The sequence below is a fragment of the Nocardioides sp. ChNu-153 genome (assembly GCF_030466625.1).
Lineage (GTDB): Bacteria > Actinomycetota > Actinomycetes > Propionibacteriales > Nocardioidaceae > Nocardioides.
In genome coordinates this window covers 266,813-282,132 of the sequence record NZ_JADEVT010000001.1, presented here as the reverse complement: position 1 = coordinate 282,132, position 15,320 = coordinate 266,813, and the positions used below count along the sequence as shown (strand labels likewise).

At 70.6% G+C, this 15,320-nt stretch carries 17 protein-coding genes; 9 read left to right on the top strand and 8 right to left on the bottom strand.

Going from position 1 to position 15,320, the window contains the following annotated elements; genetic code table 11:
- Nucleotides 1–260: 260 nt before the first annotated feature.
- The 9 genes from INN71_RS01315 to INN71_RS01275 all read left to right on the top strand — a co-directional run bounded on the left by INN71_RS01315 (nt 261) and on the right by INN71_RS01275 (nt 9,625).
- Nucleotides 261–2,189: a cation-translocating P-type ATPase gene (locus INN71_RS01315; RefSeq protein ID WP_277497656.1), complete on the top strand. Its 1,929-nt coding sequence runs from the start codon at nt 261–263 to the stop codon at nt 2,187–2,189.
- On the top strand, nt 2,186–2,446 hold the full coding sequence (locus tag INN71_RS01310; protein ID WP_277497658.1) for a hypothetical protein: 261 nt from the start codon (nt 2,186–2,188) through the stop codon (nt 2,444–2,446). Before INN71_RS01315 ends, INN71_RS01310 begins: the two co-directional genes overlap by 4 nt.
- A 94-nt stretch (nt 2,447–2,540) precedes the next feature.
- Nucleotides 2,541–4,253, top strand: coding sequence for a cytochrome c biogenesis protein ResB (locus tag INN71_RS01305; protein WP_277497659.1), 1,713 nt, complete (start codon nt 2,541–2,543; stop codon nt 4,251–4,253).
- Nucleotides 4,250–5,260 carry a c-type cytochrome biogenesis protein CcsB gene (gene ccsB / locus INN71_RS01300; protein ID WP_301799252.1) on the top strand — a complete coding sequence of 337 codons (1,011 nt, stop codon included), beginning with the start codon at nt 4,250–4,252 and terminating at the stop codon, nt 5,258–5,260. Before INN71_RS01305 ends, ccsB begins: the two co-directional genes overlap by 4 nt.
- A 4-nt stretch (nt 5,261–5,264) precedes the next feature.
- Nucleotides 5,265–5,453 carry a hypothetical protein gene (locus INN71_RS01295; protein WP_277497661.1) on the top strand — a complete coding sequence of 63 codons (189 nt, stop codon included), beginning with the start codon at nt 5,265–5,267 and terminating at the stop codon, nt 5,451–5,453.
- A complete protein-coding gene (locus INN71_RS01290) occupies nt 5,450–6,118 on the top strand; it encodes a copper resistance CopC family protein (protein ID WP_277497662.1) in 669 nt (222 codons plus the stop codon). Before INN71_RS01295 ends, INN71_RS01290 begins: the two co-directional genes overlap by 4 nt.
- Nucleotides 6,119–6,147: 29 nt before the next feature.
- A complete protein-coding gene (locus INN71_RS01285) occupies nt 6,148–8,268 on the top strand; it encodes a cytochrome c oxidase assembly protein (protein ID WP_301799251.1) in 2,121 nt (706 codons plus the stop codon).
- Complete coding sequence (locus tag INN71_RS01280) at nt 8,265–8,651, top strand: BlaI/MecI/CopY family transcriptional regulator (RefSeq protein ID WP_277497664.1); 387 nt, start codon at nt 8,265–8,267, stop codon at nt 8,649–8,651. The genes INN71_RS01285 and INN71_RS01280 overlap by 4 nt, the downstream gene beginning before the upstream one ends.
- The gene (locus INN71_RS01275) at nt 8,648–9,625 is read left to right on the top strand and encodes a M56 family metallopeptidase (protein ID WP_277497665.1); all 978 of its coding nucleotides are present in this window, start codon (nt 8,648–8,650) and stop codon (nt 9,623–9,625) included. The genes INN71_RS01280 and INN71_RS01275 overlap by 4 nt, the downstream gene beginning before the upstream one ends.
- A gap of 34 nt (nt 9,626–9,659) precedes the next feature.
- Here INN71_RS01275 and INN71_RS01270 read toward each other — a convergent pair whose 3' ends face one another.
- From INN71_RS01270 to INN71_RS01235, 8 genes are all read right to left on the bottom strand, one after another.
- Nucleotides 9,660–10,217: a DUF3152 domain-containing protein gene (locus INN71_RS01270; protein WP_277497666.1), complete on the bottom strand. Its 558-nt coding sequence runs from the start codon at nt 10,215–10,217 to the stop codon at nt 9,660–9,662.
- A gap of 340 nt (nt 10,218–10,557) precedes the next feature.
- A complete protein-coding gene (locus INN71_RS01265) occupies nt 10,558–11,142 on the bottom strand; it encodes a TlpA disulfide reductase family protein (protein WP_277497667.1) in 585 nt (194 codons plus the stop codon).
- A 50-nt stretch (nt 11,143–11,192) separates the two neighbouring features.
- Nucleotides 11,193–12,017 carry a cytochrome c biogenesis CcdA family protein gene (locus INN71_RS01260; protein WP_277497668.1) on the bottom strand — a complete coding sequence of 275 codons (825 nt, stop codon included), beginning with the start codon at nt 12,015–12,017 and terminating at the stop codon, nt 11,193–11,195.
- Between the two features lie 10 nt (nt 12,018–12,027).
- A complete protein-coding gene (locus INN71_RS01255) occupies nt 12,028–12,597 on the bottom strand; it encodes a vitamin K epoxide reductase family protein (protein WP_277497669.1) in 570 nt (189 codons plus the stop codon).
- A gap of 34 nt (nt 12,598–12,631) precedes the next feature.
- Nucleotides 12,632–13,267 (bottom strand): thioredoxin domain-containing protein, encoded by a 636-nt coding sequence (locus INN71_RS01250; protein WP_277497670.1) that lies wholly within the window; start codon nt 13,265–13,267, stop codon nt 12,632–12,634.
- A gap of 647 nt (nt 13,268–13,914) precedes the next feature.
- Nucleotides 13,915–14,652: a hypothetical protein gene (locus tag INN71_RS01245; RefSeq protein WP_277497671.1), complete on the bottom strand. Its 738-nt coding sequence runs from the start codon at nt 14,650–14,652 to the stop codon at nt 13,915–13,917.
- Nucleotides 14,653–14,685: 33 nt separating this feature from the next.
- Entirely contained in the window at nt 14,686–14,964 is a 279-nt protein-coding gene (locus INN71_RS01240) for a hypothetical protein (RefSeq protein ID WP_277497672.1), read from the bottom strand.
- Nucleotides 14,961–15,314 (bottom strand): transcriptional regulator, encoded by a 354-nt coding sequence (locus INN71_RS01235; RefSeq protein WP_277497673.1) that lies wholly within the window; start codon nt 15,312–15,314, stop codon nt 14,961–14,963. The genes INN71_RS01240 and INN71_RS01235 overlap by 4 nt, the downstream gene beginning before the upstream one ends.
- Between the last annotated feature and the right edge of the window lie 6 nt (nt 15,315–15,320).

The following is a 15,320-nucleotide window of genomic DNA, read 5'->3' as shown; positions in this document are numbered from 1 at the left end:
GGCCGCTCGTTTCTAGAGGGCGGACGGCTCAATCGAAACGGCTGTGCACGCACGGCCCAACGCCTTGTGCTGCGGGCGGTGCCCCGGGAGGGATCATCGAACGGGACGCTAAGCATCCCCGGGAGCGAGTAGCAAGACAGTCAGTGTCACTGAGAGCATCGGGAAATAAGACGTAAGTTTACATAAGGTAACTTATCGGCAAGCCGGGCATTCGTGATCGAGGGCTGCGCGCTCGGGTGTTGCTTGCAGGTGGTCGACGCATGAGCGACTTCTGCTGCGGGCCGGACGACGAGGCACCCGAGGACAACAAGACGGAGGGAGCGCCTCACGGGCACAACCTCCTGCCCCTGCTTACGCTCTCCCCCGGCGCCACCGAACGGTCCGGCGCGTCCGATGGCGCGCCGGATAGCTCCCTCGCCACCGCTCCCGCGGGGCACACCTTCGACGACGACTGCTGCGGCCCCTCGAGGCGGGCGGCCGACGCGCCCCTCAAGCTGGAGAGGTTCGCTCCGTGGTGGCGCGATCGGGCCCTCCTGCTGCCCGCGATCTCGGGGCTACTCCTCGCCCTGGGCCTCCTGGCCGACCACGTTGTCGACGCCGGCTCCTTCGCCCTGGCCCTGCACGCGACCGCGCTCGGGGTCGGCGGGTGGACGTTCGTGCCCGGAGCCCTGCGCCGACTACGGCGCGGGCGCCTCGGTGTCGGGCTGCTCATGACGATCGCCGCACTCGGGGCGGTCGCGCTGGGAAAGGTCGGCGAGGCCGCAGCACTAGCCTTCCTCTTCTCGATCGCCGAGGCGCTCGAAGAGCGGTCGATGGACCGGGCCCAGCACGGACTCCGCGCCCTGCTGACGCTCATCCCCGACACCGCCCGGGTGCGACGAGCCGATGCCGAGATCGACGTTCCGGCTGCCGAGCTGAGGATCGGCGACCTCTTGGTGGTCAGGGCCGGCGACCGGATCTCCACGGACGGCGTCGTCGTCGAGGGACGCTCGAGCCTCGACACCGCCGCGATCACCGGAGAGTCCATCCCCGTCCAGGTCGGTCCGGGTCAGACCTCACTGGCCGGCTCGGTCAACGGACAGGGGACGCTGCTGGTCCGCGCGGCCGCCGACGGCCGCGACAACTCCCTGACCCAGATCGTGCGACTGGTCGAGGAAGCGCACGCCCGCAAGGGTGATCGCGCCCGTCTGGCCGATCGCATCGCGCGGCCGCTGGTGCCCTCGATCCTCCTCCTCTCCACCCTGGTCGCCCTCGGCGGCCTGCTGCTCACCGATGAGCCGCTCGTGTGGGTCGAGCGGGCACTGGTCGTGCTCGTGGCAGCCTCGCCCTGCGCGATGGCGATCGCCGTGCCGGTGACCGTCATCTCGGCCATCGGGTCAGCGAGCCGTCTGGGCGTCATCATCAAGTCGGGCCACGCCTTCGAACAGCTCGGCACGATCCGAACCGTCGCGTTCGACAAGACCGGCACCCTCACCCGCAACCGTCCCGAGGTGGTGGACGTCCGCACGACTGCCGACTACAAGGAGGTCGACGTGCTGCGATGGGCCGCGGCGCTCGAGGCCACCAGCAGCCACCCGCTCGCCGAGGCCGTCGTCGCCGCCACCAAGGAGAGGGCTCGTGCGAGCGAGGTCAGCGAGATACCCGGGCGAGGCGTCACGGACTTCGTAGACGGCCACAGGGTTCGGATCGGCAGCCCTCGTTGGGTCGAACCCGGACCTCTGATGGTCGTCACCGACGAGCTCGCCGCGGGCGGGATGAGCGTGGTGGTCGTCGAGGTCGACGGGGCGGTCGCGGGCGCGATCGGCGTACGGGACGAGCTCAAGCCCGAGGCGGCGGAGGCCGTCTCGATGCTCCATGAGCGCGGCATCTCCACGATCATGCTCACCGGCGACAACCACCGCACGGCCCAGACTCTGGCGCAGCAGGTCGGGATCCTCGACGTCCGCTCGGAGCAGCTGCCGGCCGACAAGGTGGCCGCGATCGAAGCGTCCGCACGTCTCGGCCCGACGGCGATGATCGGTGACGGCATCAACGACGCACCGGCCCTCGCCTCGGCGAGCGTGGGCATCGCCATGGGGTGGCGGGGTCGGCGGCAGCGATCGAGTCCGCCGACGTGGCCTTCACCGGCACCGACCTTCGCCAGATTCCCCGCGCCCTGGACCACGCCCGGCGCGGCCGACGGATCATGACCGGGAACATCGTGATGGCACTGGCCATCATTGTGGTGCTCGTGCCCCTGGCGCTGCTGGGCGTGCTCGGACTGGCCGGTGTCGTGCTGGTCCACGAGCTCGCAGAGGTCCTGGTGATCCTCAACGGCGTCCGCGCATCCCGCGTACGTCGCGACCCCGACGAAGCCTCGTCCGACCTCCGCCGGAGCGCTCGACCCACGCCGGCACCGGGTGGCGAGCGCGGCGCGACGACGTCGGTCAGGGCAGGGGCAAACTAGGAGCGCGCTGAGGCACCTCCCTGCCCGCGCGAGATCTGGCCCACGAGCCGACCGGGAATGGAGTCTTTCTACTATCGCACATAGTATTTAGGCGATGCGCTCCGCGACCCCACCCCAGAGCACCCGAGGCCACGAGGCCCGAGCGGCCGCCCCGCGGCGTTCCGGGCCTGTGCGTTGGGGGTGGGGGCGATGGGTCTGGCGTCGGCTCACCGCGATGCGTACCGCCGTCATTCTGTTGGTCCTGCTTGCGGTCGCCGCCATTCCTGGTTCGGTGCTTCCCCAGCGCGGGGTGGCCAGCAACCCCGTGGCCGTGAACCGCTTCTACCTCAAGCACCCGGACCTGGCTCCGTGGCTGGACCGGATGTGGCTCTTCGAGGTGTACTCCGCTCCCTGGTTCGCCGCCATCTACGTCCTGCTGCTGATCTCGATGACCGGCTGCGTCATCCCCCGGTGCGCCACGCTGTGGCGGGAGTTCCGCAGCCCCCCACCGAAGGCACCTCGCCACCTCGCTCGCGAGTCCGACTTCCACGAATTCACGGTGGCCGACCCCGACCCCGACCCCGACCCCGACCCCGACCCCGACCCCGACCCGGCCGGCGCAGCGGGACCGCCCGTCTCCCGAGACGGCGCCGCCGCAGCCGCGCTCGACCGTGCCGAGGAGCACCTGCGGCGACGTGGTTTTGCCGTCGTACGAGCTCCCACCGAGGTCCGCGCCGAGAAGGGACGCGTCCGCGAGCTCGGCAACCTCGTCTTCCACCTCTCCCTGCTCATCCTGCTCGTCGGTGTCGCCGGTGGTCGACTGTTCGGCTACGAGGCCCGCGCCGCGGTCGTCGTGGGCGGCTCCTTCACTAACGTCGTGTCCTCCTACGACGCCTTCACCCCGGCACCCTGGATGGATCCCGAGGACCTGGAGCCGCTCAGCTTCACCCTTGACAGCTTCGACGCCGAGTTCGAGGCCGCTGGTGGCCGAGCCGGCGAACCGCGGGACTTCGACGCCCGGGTCACTTACACCACGACCGGGGGCGAAGGCACCGCTGAGGTGCGACCGAACCAACCCTTGGTCGTCAACGGCACCAAGTTTTTCCTCACCGGCCACGGCTACGCACCCCGGCTGACCGTGCGCGACAGCACCGGCGACGTCATCTCATCGGGCCCGACGATCTTCTTGCCCAACGACAGCGTCTTCACCTCCGACGGTGTCGTCAAGGCTCCCGACGCCCAGCCCGAAGGCCTCGCCCTGGAGGGCACCTTCTACCCCACCGCGGCTCCGGTCCAGGACGGGTTGGTCTCGGTGTTTCCCGACCAGCTGAACCCTCGGGTGGAGCTTGACGCCTGGACGGGCGACCTCGGACTCGACGACGGAGCCACCCAGTCGGTCTTCACCCTCGACAAGACGCGTCTGCGCGAGGTCAGGGAGGTCGACGGCACCGTGTGGAGCGCGACCCTTGCACCCGGCGAACAGGTCGCGCTGCCTGGTGGCGCGGGAACGGTGACGTTCAACGGCGTCACACGGTTCGCCAACTTCCAGGTCGCTCGCGACCCCGGCAAAGAGATCTCGTTGGTCGCCGCGATCCTCCTGATGGTCGGACTGACGGTCTCCCTCGCCGTTCCCCGACGTCGCATCTGGGTCCGCGAGAGCGCCGTCCACGAGACCCCCACGCTCGAGATCGCCGGCCGCGCACTCGCGCGCCGCGCGCTCCCCCCGGGAGAGATCGCACGGGTCGCGGCCGCCGCAGCGTCCCCCCCCGCGCACTCCCCCGCACCCCAGCCGAACGCCTCGCCTCCGCATTCTCAGGAGACCCCGTGAATTTCTTCCTCGACCTCGACGTGGCGCGCCTGTCCGACAGCCTCGTCGCCTCGGCCATGGCTGTGCTCGGGCTGGCCTTGCTGGCCTACGCCGCCGATCTGGCGCTCCGGCACCGCCGGACCAGGACCGAGCCCGCCACGGCAGCCGTGCTCGCCCCCGCCTCGATCGGGTCCTCCCACGACGTCCGCGCGGACGAGCACGCCGCACCCGAGACAGCCGCGGCCGACGACCCGAACCCGGTCGACGGCGCCTCGCGAGAACCGGAACGCATGACCGGACGCGCCGGCACGTCGCTGAGCGTGCTTGGTGTCGGCCTCCTGGTAGCAGCGGTGATCGCCCGCGGTTTCGCTGCTGAGCGCGCGCCCTGGGCGAACATGTACGAGTTCGCTCTCACCGGTTCCGCCTCCGTCGGAATCTTCTACCTGGCCTCGCTCCGCCAGGCCCCCGTCCGAGCCATGGGTGTGTGGGTCGTCGGACTCACGCTGCTGCTCCTCGGTCTGGGCACGACGGTCCTTTACACCCCGGTCGACGGGATCGTCCCGGTCCTGGACTCCTACTGGCTGGTCATCCACGTCGCTGCGGCGATCATCGCCGGAGGTCTCTTCACCGTCGGCTTCGTCGCCACCGCCGCACAGATGGTGCGCGCCCGCCGCCGCAGGTCGACCGACTCCCGTCCCCCGGCAGTCGATGGCGCGTCGGACGATCCCTTCGCCAAGGTTGCCCACAACGCCCACCTCGTGGCGTTCCCCATCTGGACTTTCGCCGTCCTCGCCGGGGCGATCTGGGCCGAGAACGCATGGGGCCGCTACTGGGGATGGGACCCGAAGGAGACCTGGGCGTTCATCACCTGGGTGCTCTACGCCGCCTATCTCCACGCCCAGGCCACCGACCGCCGCTGGGCACGCTCCGCGGGCTGGCTCGCCATCGCCGGGTTCCTCTCGTTCCTCTTCAACTTCTTCGGCGTCAACATTTGGCTGCCGGGCCTGCACTCCTACGCCGGAGTGTGAGGCGATGACCACCGCCGCCATGACCACCACCGCCATGACCAGCACCAGCAGGGAGGTCGCTATGCTGGCGCAGTACACCGGCGCAGCGAGCGAGGGCGGCTCGAGCCCCTGGGTCTCCACGCTCGTCCTCGGGATCTTCACCCTCGTCACGACCTTGGTCGTGCTCTACCTGATCGCGCGGGGCCAGAAGTGAGCCGTACCCCTCCCGCCACCCGGCGCCCGCCCCGGTTCCTCCCGACGGCCCTGCTCGCGACGCTTCTCGCCGCCACGGTGTCGTTCTTCCTCGCCTGCGCCGCTCCGACGCCGTCGTACGCCCACACCGATCTCGTCTCCTCCGACCCGGCCGACGGCGCGCAGCTCGAGCAGGCACCCCGAGAGGTCGCGCTGACGTTCAGCGAGGAGATGGATCCGGCGCTGAGCGCGGTGGTGCTCACCGTCGCCGACCGGGTCGCCGAACGTGTGACGGTCACCAGTGGTTCCTCGCCCACCGTCGTGCTCGCCTCGCTGCCCGAGGTCGAGCTCCCGGCCGGGCGCCCGGCGACCGGAGCGCCGGCAGAGACACCACCCCAGTGGCGCGTCGACTACCGCGTCGTGTCCCGCGACGGGCACCCCGTGGCCGGATCCATCACTTTCACTTCACCCGTGCACGCACCTGCGGCCGCGCCGCCGACCGCCGGCACGCCGGCGCCGACGGACGCCGAGGGGCCGGACGGGCCGGCGGCGACATCGACCCCGGCCAACAACGCCGACGGCAGCGGCAGCGGCAGCGGCTGGCGGGGTCCCGCACTGGTCCTCGGGCTGGCATCGCTGCTCCTCGCCGCCGGAGCCGGTGCGGTCGTGCGCCGCGTCCGACGGTGACGGCGCCACCCGAGCCCTCATCGCGGCCGGTGCCTTCCACCGAGGGCGGGCCCCGGCTCGCCGCCCCGGTCGACCGATCGAAGGCCGTCGTGTCAGTGGGTCTGCTGCTCCCGGCCGTCGGCGTCGGTGTCGCCCTGGTCGCGCTTGGGCTCACCGGCGGGCTCGCGCCGCTCGGCATCGTGGGACTTCCTGATCCGGGTTGGCTCACGCGCCTCGGTCTTCCCGCGGTGCAGGTCCTCCGGGACCTCGCCGCGATGGTCACTGTCGGTGCCCTCGCGATGGCCGCCTGGTGTCTTCCCGGGAAGAAGAGTGAGCGAGGACGAGGGCTCAGCACCACGCAGTCGCGCCTGGTCGGGCTGGCCCAGGCGACCGCCTCGGCCTGGGCGATCGCCGATGCGACCCTGGTGGTGCTCGTGTATTCCGACGTGGTCGGCGAACCCCCGGGAGCCCCGGGATTCTGGAACCAGGCGCTCTTCTTCGCAACCGGCATCGAGCTCGGTCAGTACCTGACGTGGGGCACGGCGGCCGCAGTGGTCGTCGCCGTGGGATGCGCGCTCGTCAGGACGACGGGCTCGCTCGGATTCGTCACGCTCGTCGCGCTGGCCGCGCTCTGGCCGATGGCACTGACCGGGCACGCAGTAGGGACACTCGGTCACGACGAAGCGGTCAACCTGCAGATGCTGCACCTGGTCGGGACGGCGGTCTGGCTCGGGGGGCTCGTCGGACTCGTCATCGCCCGGCGGTTCATCGACCGCGCGGACCTCGTCGCGGTCGTGCGTCACTACTCCACCCTCGCGGGCACCTGCCTCGCACTGGTCACGCTTTCCGGCCTTCTCGGTGCCGTCTTGAGGCTGCGCCAGTGGGACGGGTTCTTGTCGTCCTACGGAGTCGTCCTCGGCCTCAAGCTCGCCGCCGTGACGGCGTTGGCGGTGGCCGGCTGGTGGCAGCGGACACGACTCATCGCCCAGCTCGCGGCCGGGTGTGACCGAGCCTTCGTCCGTGTGGTCCTCCTCGAGGTGGCGGTCCTGGCTGCGGCCGCAGGCCTCGGGGTGGCGCTGGCTCGCACGGCCCCACCCCCACCCCCCGGCTCGGACCAGCCCCTGACGACTGCGCAGTCGCTGCTCGGCACCGACATCCCGCCGCCGTTGGACGCGGCACGCTGGTTCACGGGTTGGAGCCTGGACTCGCTCTTCGGCCCGCTCGCCGTGCTCGCCGTCGTCGGCTACCTGGCCGGGGTCCTCCGGCTTCGACGACGAGGCGACGCGTGGCCGGTGCTGCGCACCCTGAGCTGGATCGTGGGCTGCCTGCTCTTCTTGTGGGCCACCAACGGCGCCCCCGGGACGTACGGCCGAGTCCTCTTCAGCATGCACATGGTGCAGCACATGACCATCGCCACGGCCGTGCCGGTGTTTCTCGTCCTGGGCACCCCGGTGACGCTCGCGCTCCGCGCGCTGCGCCGCCGTACTGACGGCTCCATGGGTGCGCGGGAGTGGCTGCTGCGGCTGGTGCACTCCTGGCCGCTCCATGTCGTCGGGCACCCCGTCGTCGCTGCCGGCCTCTTCATCACCGGGATCGTCGGCTTCTACTACTCCTCGGCCTTCGAGACCTCCCTGGAGTCACACACCGCGCACATCCTCATGGTGGTCCACTTCCTGGCCTCGGGATACCTCTTCGCCGAGTGCATCGTCGGCGCAGACCCCGGCCTGCGCCGGCCGCCGTACCCGTTCCGGGTGCTCCTCGTCATGGTCACCTTTGGGTTCCACGCGCTCTTCTCGGTGTCCCTCATGGCCAGCACGAGCGTCCTAGCCCAGACCTGGTACGCGCTCGTGAAGCCACTTTGGGGCGAGTCGTTGGCCGATGACCAGTACCTCGGTGCCTCGCTGGGCTGGGGGCTGGGCGAGTACCCCCTGGCGGTGATGGCCGTCGCACTGATGATCTCCTGGGCACAGGCCGATCGACGCGAACGCCGGCGCTTCGATCGCAGCGAGGACCGCGGCGGCGGCAGCGAGCTGGCGACCTACAACGAGCACCTGATGCGACTCGCCGCTACCATTCCCGACAACCCGGAACGTCCGCGCAGGCTCGATGCCCTGACACAAGCGGACCCCGACCCACCTTCGGGAACCCAGCGAGAGGACGACGCAGGATGAAGCAGCTCGGGCAGCTCGAGGCCGAGGTCATGGAGCTGCTGTGGAAAAGCGAGAGCCGGCTGTCCGTCCACGACGTCCGAGACAACCTGACGCGTCCCCTGGCCTACACGACCGTGATGACCGTGCTCGACAACCTGCACACCAAGAACCTCGTCGGTCGCGAGAAGCAGGGGCGTGCCTTCGTCTACTCCCCCACCCGCAGCCATGAGGAGCACACCGCAGAGCTGCTCGGCAACGTTCTCGAGGGCAGCAACGATCGAGGTGCCGCGCTGATGCACTTTGTCGGGCAGTTGACGCCCGACGAGGTAGCCCAGCTCCAGGCTGCGGTTACGCAGGCCGATCCCGTCGGCAGGTCGACCGACCCGAGGGACGGCTCCGCATGATCGCCGCCGCCGTCCTCCTGACCTACGCGGCACTGGCCGCCAGCGTTGGGGCTAGGACGCTGAGGCGCTGGGTGTGGCTTCAGCGCCACCCCCGCTGGGGAATCCTGGCCTGGCAGACCCTCGGGCTCACCGTGCTCCTGGCGGGCCTGCTCTCCGCGGTGTCCCTCGCGCTCCCGTTCCTGTCGCTCCGCTTCCCCCTCGCCGACGTCATCGGCGTTCCCCCGATCGCTCTCGTCGAGCACTACGCGACTCCGCTGGACCCGTGGCCCGGTCTCATCGCCCTCACCGCCGTGGGAGTCCTCCTCGCCCTTACGACCGTGCGCCTCGTCCGCGACGCACGCGGGCTCACGTCAGAACGGCGGGCTCAACGCGACCAGCTCATGCTCGTCGGCCGTCGCCATCCTGACGGGTTCATCGTGGTGGACCACGACACGCCGGTGGCCTACTGCCTGCCTCGCTCGGCGCGCGGCGGCGCGCCCGCGGTCGTCGTGTCCAGCGGCGCCGTCGACCTGCTGACCGTCGAGGAGCGCTACCTCGTCCTCGCCCACGAAGCCCGTCACCTCGCTGGCCGCCACCACCTCGCACTGACCGTCGCAGGCACCCTGGCGCGGACCTTCGAGCGGATCAAGGTGTTCCCCACGGCACTCGAGCAGATCACCGTGCTCGCCGAGATGGACGCCGACGACGCGGCTCGCACCCCTCGAGAACGACGCGCGCTCGCCAGCGCGCTGGTCACCCTGGGCTGCGGAGCACGCCCTCAGGCCGCCCTCGGCGCCGGAGACACCGCGGCCCTGCAACGAGTACGTCGCCTGGTCGCGACCGAGGTAGCACCTCGCCTCAACCTGGGGCAGGGAGCGCTGGTCGGCCTCGTCGCCTCGACCATCCTTGCGATACCGCTCTCGATCGCGATGGCCCCGGCGATCGAGACGGCCGTTCGCCAGTGCTGCTCGCTCTCGGTCCGACCCGCCAGCTGAACGACCAGCCGCCGGACTCCCGGCGGCTGGTCGTTCAGCCGGTGGTCGGCCACGGGTTGCGCACGCATCCGTCCAGCCCGTAGGTCTGCTGCTGCATCACCGGGGCCGGCTGTCCAGGGGCCGGGCAGCTGACGTGCGGCTCACCCAGAGCGTGACCGACCTCGTGGTTGACCAAGTACCGACGATAGTCCGCGAGATGACCCTCGTAGTCGGGCACACCACCAGTCCATCGCCGCGCGTTGAGAACGACAAGACCACCGTTGCGGCACGAGACCTCTCCGCCCGTCCGTAGAGGGGCGCACAGGCGGTCCGTGGTGTCCGGACTCGCTACTACGATCCGGACGTCCGCGTCTCGTGCGACCCGCACAAAGTCGGCGTCGCGTTCGGCCGCCCAGCCCCGCTCGTCGCCGAGCACGGCATCGATCGCCACGGCTGCCGGTTCCGCACCGAGGGGAAGGCCCACCTCGACCTCGACGGTGTAGTGCACGGTTCGCCGGCCGGGCCCCCGATCGCCGGACACCTCGAGCGACGGCGTGCCGCCCGGAATCGAGGCGACCGCGAACCTGCCCGTGGCGGCTCGAGGGATCTCCACGGCCGTAGAGGGGTCGCCAGGAGGACCTCCCGTGCCGGGTGCGGGCACCGTCGGCGACCGCTCCGACAGAGGGTCGCCCAGCTGCCCCTGACCGGGCCCCTCGACATCGGACGCACCTGCGTCAGCTGCGTCGGCGGGGTCGGGCGCACCTGACGTGGCAACAGCAGGGCCAGAGTCGCTGAGTCTCGCTTCGCGGCCGAACGGAGCGACTGCGACGGCGCCGACCACCAGGACGCAGCAGGCAGACGCCGCGACGACGGGCACGAAGGCATCGCCGCCTCGACGCGCTTGACGACGGCCGTGGCGGTCAGCGCGGTGTCGAGCCCCGGTCCGGGGCGTCTCATTCCGCCAGCGCGTCATCGAGAAGGCCTCGCAGGGTGGACTCGTCGACGGCCCCGAGTACCCGGGCGGCCACCCGGCCCTCGCCGTCGAGCACGAGGGTCACGGGGACCGCCGAGGTCCGCAGGGCCGACCCGAACTTCAGCAGGAGCGCAGCGCTCTCCTCGGGCACGACGCTGTCGTAGGGGATGCCGTACGAGCGCTCGAACGCTCGGGCCGCATCGGCGTTGTCGCGCACGTTCAGTCCGAGGAAGACGACCTGGTCGGCGTACTCGGTGGCGACCTGGGCCAGCACCGGCGCCTCCACCCGGCACGGTCCGCACCAGGACCCCCACACGTTGACCACGGCGACACCGGCCCTCAGGTCGACGTCGGTGACCTCGTCACCACCCAGGGTGCTCGCCCGGAACTCACCGACCTGCTCCCGCTCTGCGGGCTCGTACTGCTGAACGAGATCTCGCGCTGCGCCCCCGGAGCCGGCCGGCCCGGTAGAGACCTCCACCGCGTTCAGTCGCTGGTAGGCCACTACGACCAGCACCAGCACCACGAGCGCGGCCCCCCACGCCCACCACCGGCGCCGGTTCACCGGAGGCCCAGGCGCCTCGGAAGGGCTCGGCGATCGCTCGCCCGGGCCGGTCACAGCGGCGCCTGCCAACCGGCGACGACCACCTGCAGGCTCGCCACGAGGCTCGCCCAAAGGCCAGAGACCTGCAGCACGCCGACTCCGACAAGCATGAGGCCGCCGACCCTGGTCAGCGTGACCGTGCGGGCGCGCGCCCACGCGAACACTTGCAGGGACCGGGTCAGGAAGATCGCGGCGAGCACGAACGGGATCCCCAGCCCGATGGCGTACGACATCGTGAGCAACGCCCCCCGACCGGCCGTCGAGGTCGTCGTGGCCAGCGTCAGCACCGCGGCCAGCGCAGGCCCGATGCACGGCGTCCACCCGATGCCGAAGACCGCCCCGAGGAGCGGAGCGCCGGCCAGGCCGACCCTCGGCGTGACCCGTGGCCGGACCGTCCGCTGCAGACCCGGCAGACGGCCCGCGAGCCCCATGAAGAGCACGCCGAACGTGATCGTGACTCCGCCGGCCACGCGCACGATGGTGTCCTGGTGCTGGATGAACCGCGCGCCCACCGCCCCGAAGAGAGCGCCGTAGCTGGTGAAGACGACCGCGAATCCGAGGACGAAGAGACATGCGCCGATCACCGTCCGAGAACGCTGACGACGCGGCGTCACCGCCGGGGCGGCGATGTCGGTCCCCCCGGTCCCCCGGGCGCCGCCGACCGGACCAGTCGGCGAGGCTGCCTCGGCGCCGGCCATGCCCGCGACGTAAGAGAGGTAGCCCGGGACCAACGGCAGCGAGCACGGCGTGAAGAACGACAGCAGGCCAGCCAGGAGAGCGACCGGCACGGCCAGGAGAAGGGAGGCATCGAGGATGACGCCCTGAGCCTCGGTCACAACGCGCGCCTCATAGCAGTCTCGACCAGTAGGACCAGAACCGGACGCCGATGAGGGTCAGCACGACGAGGTAGGCCGCCAGCAGCACCGGAGCCCGCCAGGCGTGGAGCGCCGCGACACCTCGATGCTCGACGATCCTGTGTCCGAACACCCCGGCACGCATGTTGCGCAGCGTCACGAACCAGAACGTCGGCAGCACCACGGCCCACACGACCATGCAGTAGGGGCACAGCGCCCCGATCCGGTAGAGGCTCTGGAAGATCAGCCACCCGACGAAGACCAATCCCAGGGTCACGCCGGCCTGGAGACCGCCCCAGTACCACCGAGCCAGGCCGGCGCCGCCCAGCAACGCCGCGCCGGTCGCGAGGACGACGGGAAACGCGGCCACTCCGATCACCGGGTTGGGAAAACCCAGCAGCGACGCCTGGGCCGACTCCATCACCGACCCGCAGCTCAGGACCGGGTTGATGCTGCAGCTGGGAACGTATCCCGAGTCCTCGGCCAGCCGGATCCGCTCGACGAGGAGGACTGCAGCCGCCACCAGCCCAACGGTTCCGGCAGCCAGCAGCCACCACGCCAACGGGCGATCCGCGGGCCGTCGGCTGGTCGGTGCTTCACTCACCGAGCGCTCTGTCGAGTGCGTCGGCGAGGTCCTGCACGGTCTCGGGCTGGACCAGTCGACCGTCGATGTAGAAGGTCGGCGTCCCCGAGACGTTCAGGCTGTGGCCGTCCTCGACGTCGGCCTGCACCCGGTCGGCGACCTCGGCGGAGGCGTAGTCGGCGTCGTACTGCGCCATGTCCAGGCCGAGGTCCACCGCGTAGCTGCGGAAGAGATCGTCCAGCGGCGCGCTCCCCTCACCCCACGACGCCTGGGTCTCGAACATGGTCTGGTACATCGCCTCGAACTCGCCCTGCCGGGCAGCCGACTCGACCGCTCGGGCGGCGCGCTCGGAGTTGAAGTGGCCCGGCAGCGGGAAGTAGCGCGCCACGAAGGTCACTCGGCCGGCGTACTCCTCGCGGAGCTGCTCCACGACCGGGTAGGCCGCACCGCACGACTCGCACTCGAAGTCGAGGAACTCGACGAAGGTCACGCCCGATGACCCCTCCTCACCGAGGATCCTGCTGTCGGCGCGGACGAGGGGTGACTCGCTGACGGTGTCGTCGACGGTCTCGGTCGGCGTCTCTCCCCCTCCGGTCAGCGAGACGATGGCGACGGCAGCGACGATCAACGCCACGACCGCCCCGATCACCAACGAGATCCTTGTCTGCAAGTTCAACGCCCGTACCTCCGCATCGCAAGCCCGCATCTACTATCAGACATAGTAATACTGGCCATGTGACGCTGCGGGAATCCGCGTTTCAACCCTAGGCTCGGGTCGGCGCCCCGCTGCGGCGGGTTGGTGGTGGCAGCACAGGCCGCATGGCTTGTGGGGCGCGACGCTCCTTAGGTACGTGGGTGACGACCGCGGTCATTACGCCGGTCGTGTCAGCACCTGTGCAGGGTTGGTTGGTCGCCGTCCCCTTCGTCCTCCGATTCGCGGGCGACACCACTCCGCTGCCGGCAGGCGTCCATGGCGCCGCCACACTCCTCGTGCTCGGGGTTCTGGCCGGCCATCTCCTCGCCGTGCTACTTCTCGTCGGTGTCGTCCGATGGGCATCCCAAGCAAGTTCATCGAGCCCCGACGGCAGGTGTGAAGACGCGGATCGCACTCGGTAGGCGGGGATGTTGTCCAGCCATAGCCCCCGGAGCGGAACCGGGTTTACGAACCGGCTCGGAGGCTAGAAGAGCGCGGGCTGATCGGCATCGGGGTCGCCAGCTCGCCGCACCTCCTCGAGCCCGGCTCCGCGCTGCAACGCTTCCCTGAAGGCCCGAGCACGCCGGTAGAAGCCCCGGACATCACGCAGCGGGCTCCCGATGCGGTGGGCGTCGCGTCGCCCATTCCTGACCGTTCGACAGGGCGTCTCCGACCTGTAGGTCATTGACGTTCACGCACAGCGGGTTGTCGCATCGGTGGGTCAGCATCGGCGCCGCCTCAAGCGCCGCTCGGCCGTGCGCGAGCGCGTAGGCGAAGCGGTGGGCGACCACCACATGGTCGCTGCCATCGGCCTTCGATCGCACCCAGAACCGGCCGTGACCGTGACCGGAGATCGCGCCGACCCACCAGGCGCATGACGACCCCGGGATGAGCACGACGTGCGACCAGAACCGGCGCGCAACCCGGTCGTCACCTGACACCGCTTCGTTGACCTCGAAGTCGGTCGGCGTGGCCGCCGGTTGCGACTGTCCCGGGCTGGGGGCGGCTTGTCGTGCCGGTGCGCTCACGTTAGCGCTGCCGCGGTCCAGCAGCGCGCCGACCTGCGGATACGAACTCGGACTCGGCGGGAGCACCCGTTGCTGCCCCGCAGCGGAGGCGAGGCGTTCGGCGAGCACGTCGAGTCGGGTGGCGGTGCTGCGCATCCGAGTAGCCGTCGCGTGGGCGGCGCTGGCCACCAACTGGCGGGCTCGCGAGCGGTCGGTGTTCCGGACCCGTGACGCCGTGACCTTCCCCGTGCTGACGGTTACCGCACGAGCGGGCTGATCGTCGCTTCGGTCGACGTCCCGGGCGGCGGCGTCGCGGGCGGTCCCGTCGGTCATCCGACCGGCTCTATGTCTCGCTGGCTTCGCGGGTCACCTGCAAGCGTGCGAACTGCGGTGCACGGCGCTCCACGGTGGCGGTGTAACGCGCTCATGCAGGCCGGTGACGGCCTGGTCGACCGCGGTTGAGAACGCCTCGACATCCTGGCGGGCGGTGAATAGATCGACGTCCTGGATGGGGCGGATGCTGATGCCGTGCTCGAGGATCGCCCCGGCGCCCGCGAGGGCGAAGTCGTCGCTCGCGATCGCGGACAGGACTGCATGGGAGACCTCACAGCGGAAGGCGCGGGTCGCGTCGTCCTCAGGGGTCACGGCGGGTCGTCGTTCTTGTCGTAGGCGTCGGTACTGGCCAGGAGCGGGAATCGCTCCTCCCAGCCCGTGCGCACCCGCTGGGGCAGCACCAGGTCGTCCCACAGCGCCACCAGCCGGTCACTGTTGAGCAGGCTGCGTTGGATCTCGACGGTGCCCTCGACCACCGCGGCGCCGTAGACCATGCGCTCCACCGCGGGGTTGGCCAGGTCCATCGCCCGGGGGTTGGGCGACCAGATCACCCAGAGGAGCACTTCGACCATGGTCCCTACGGGCCCGCGAAGCTCGTCGAGGTCGGCGGGCACGTCGAACGGCTTCACGTCGCCGAACAGCACACGCTGCGTCACCGCCACCACCCC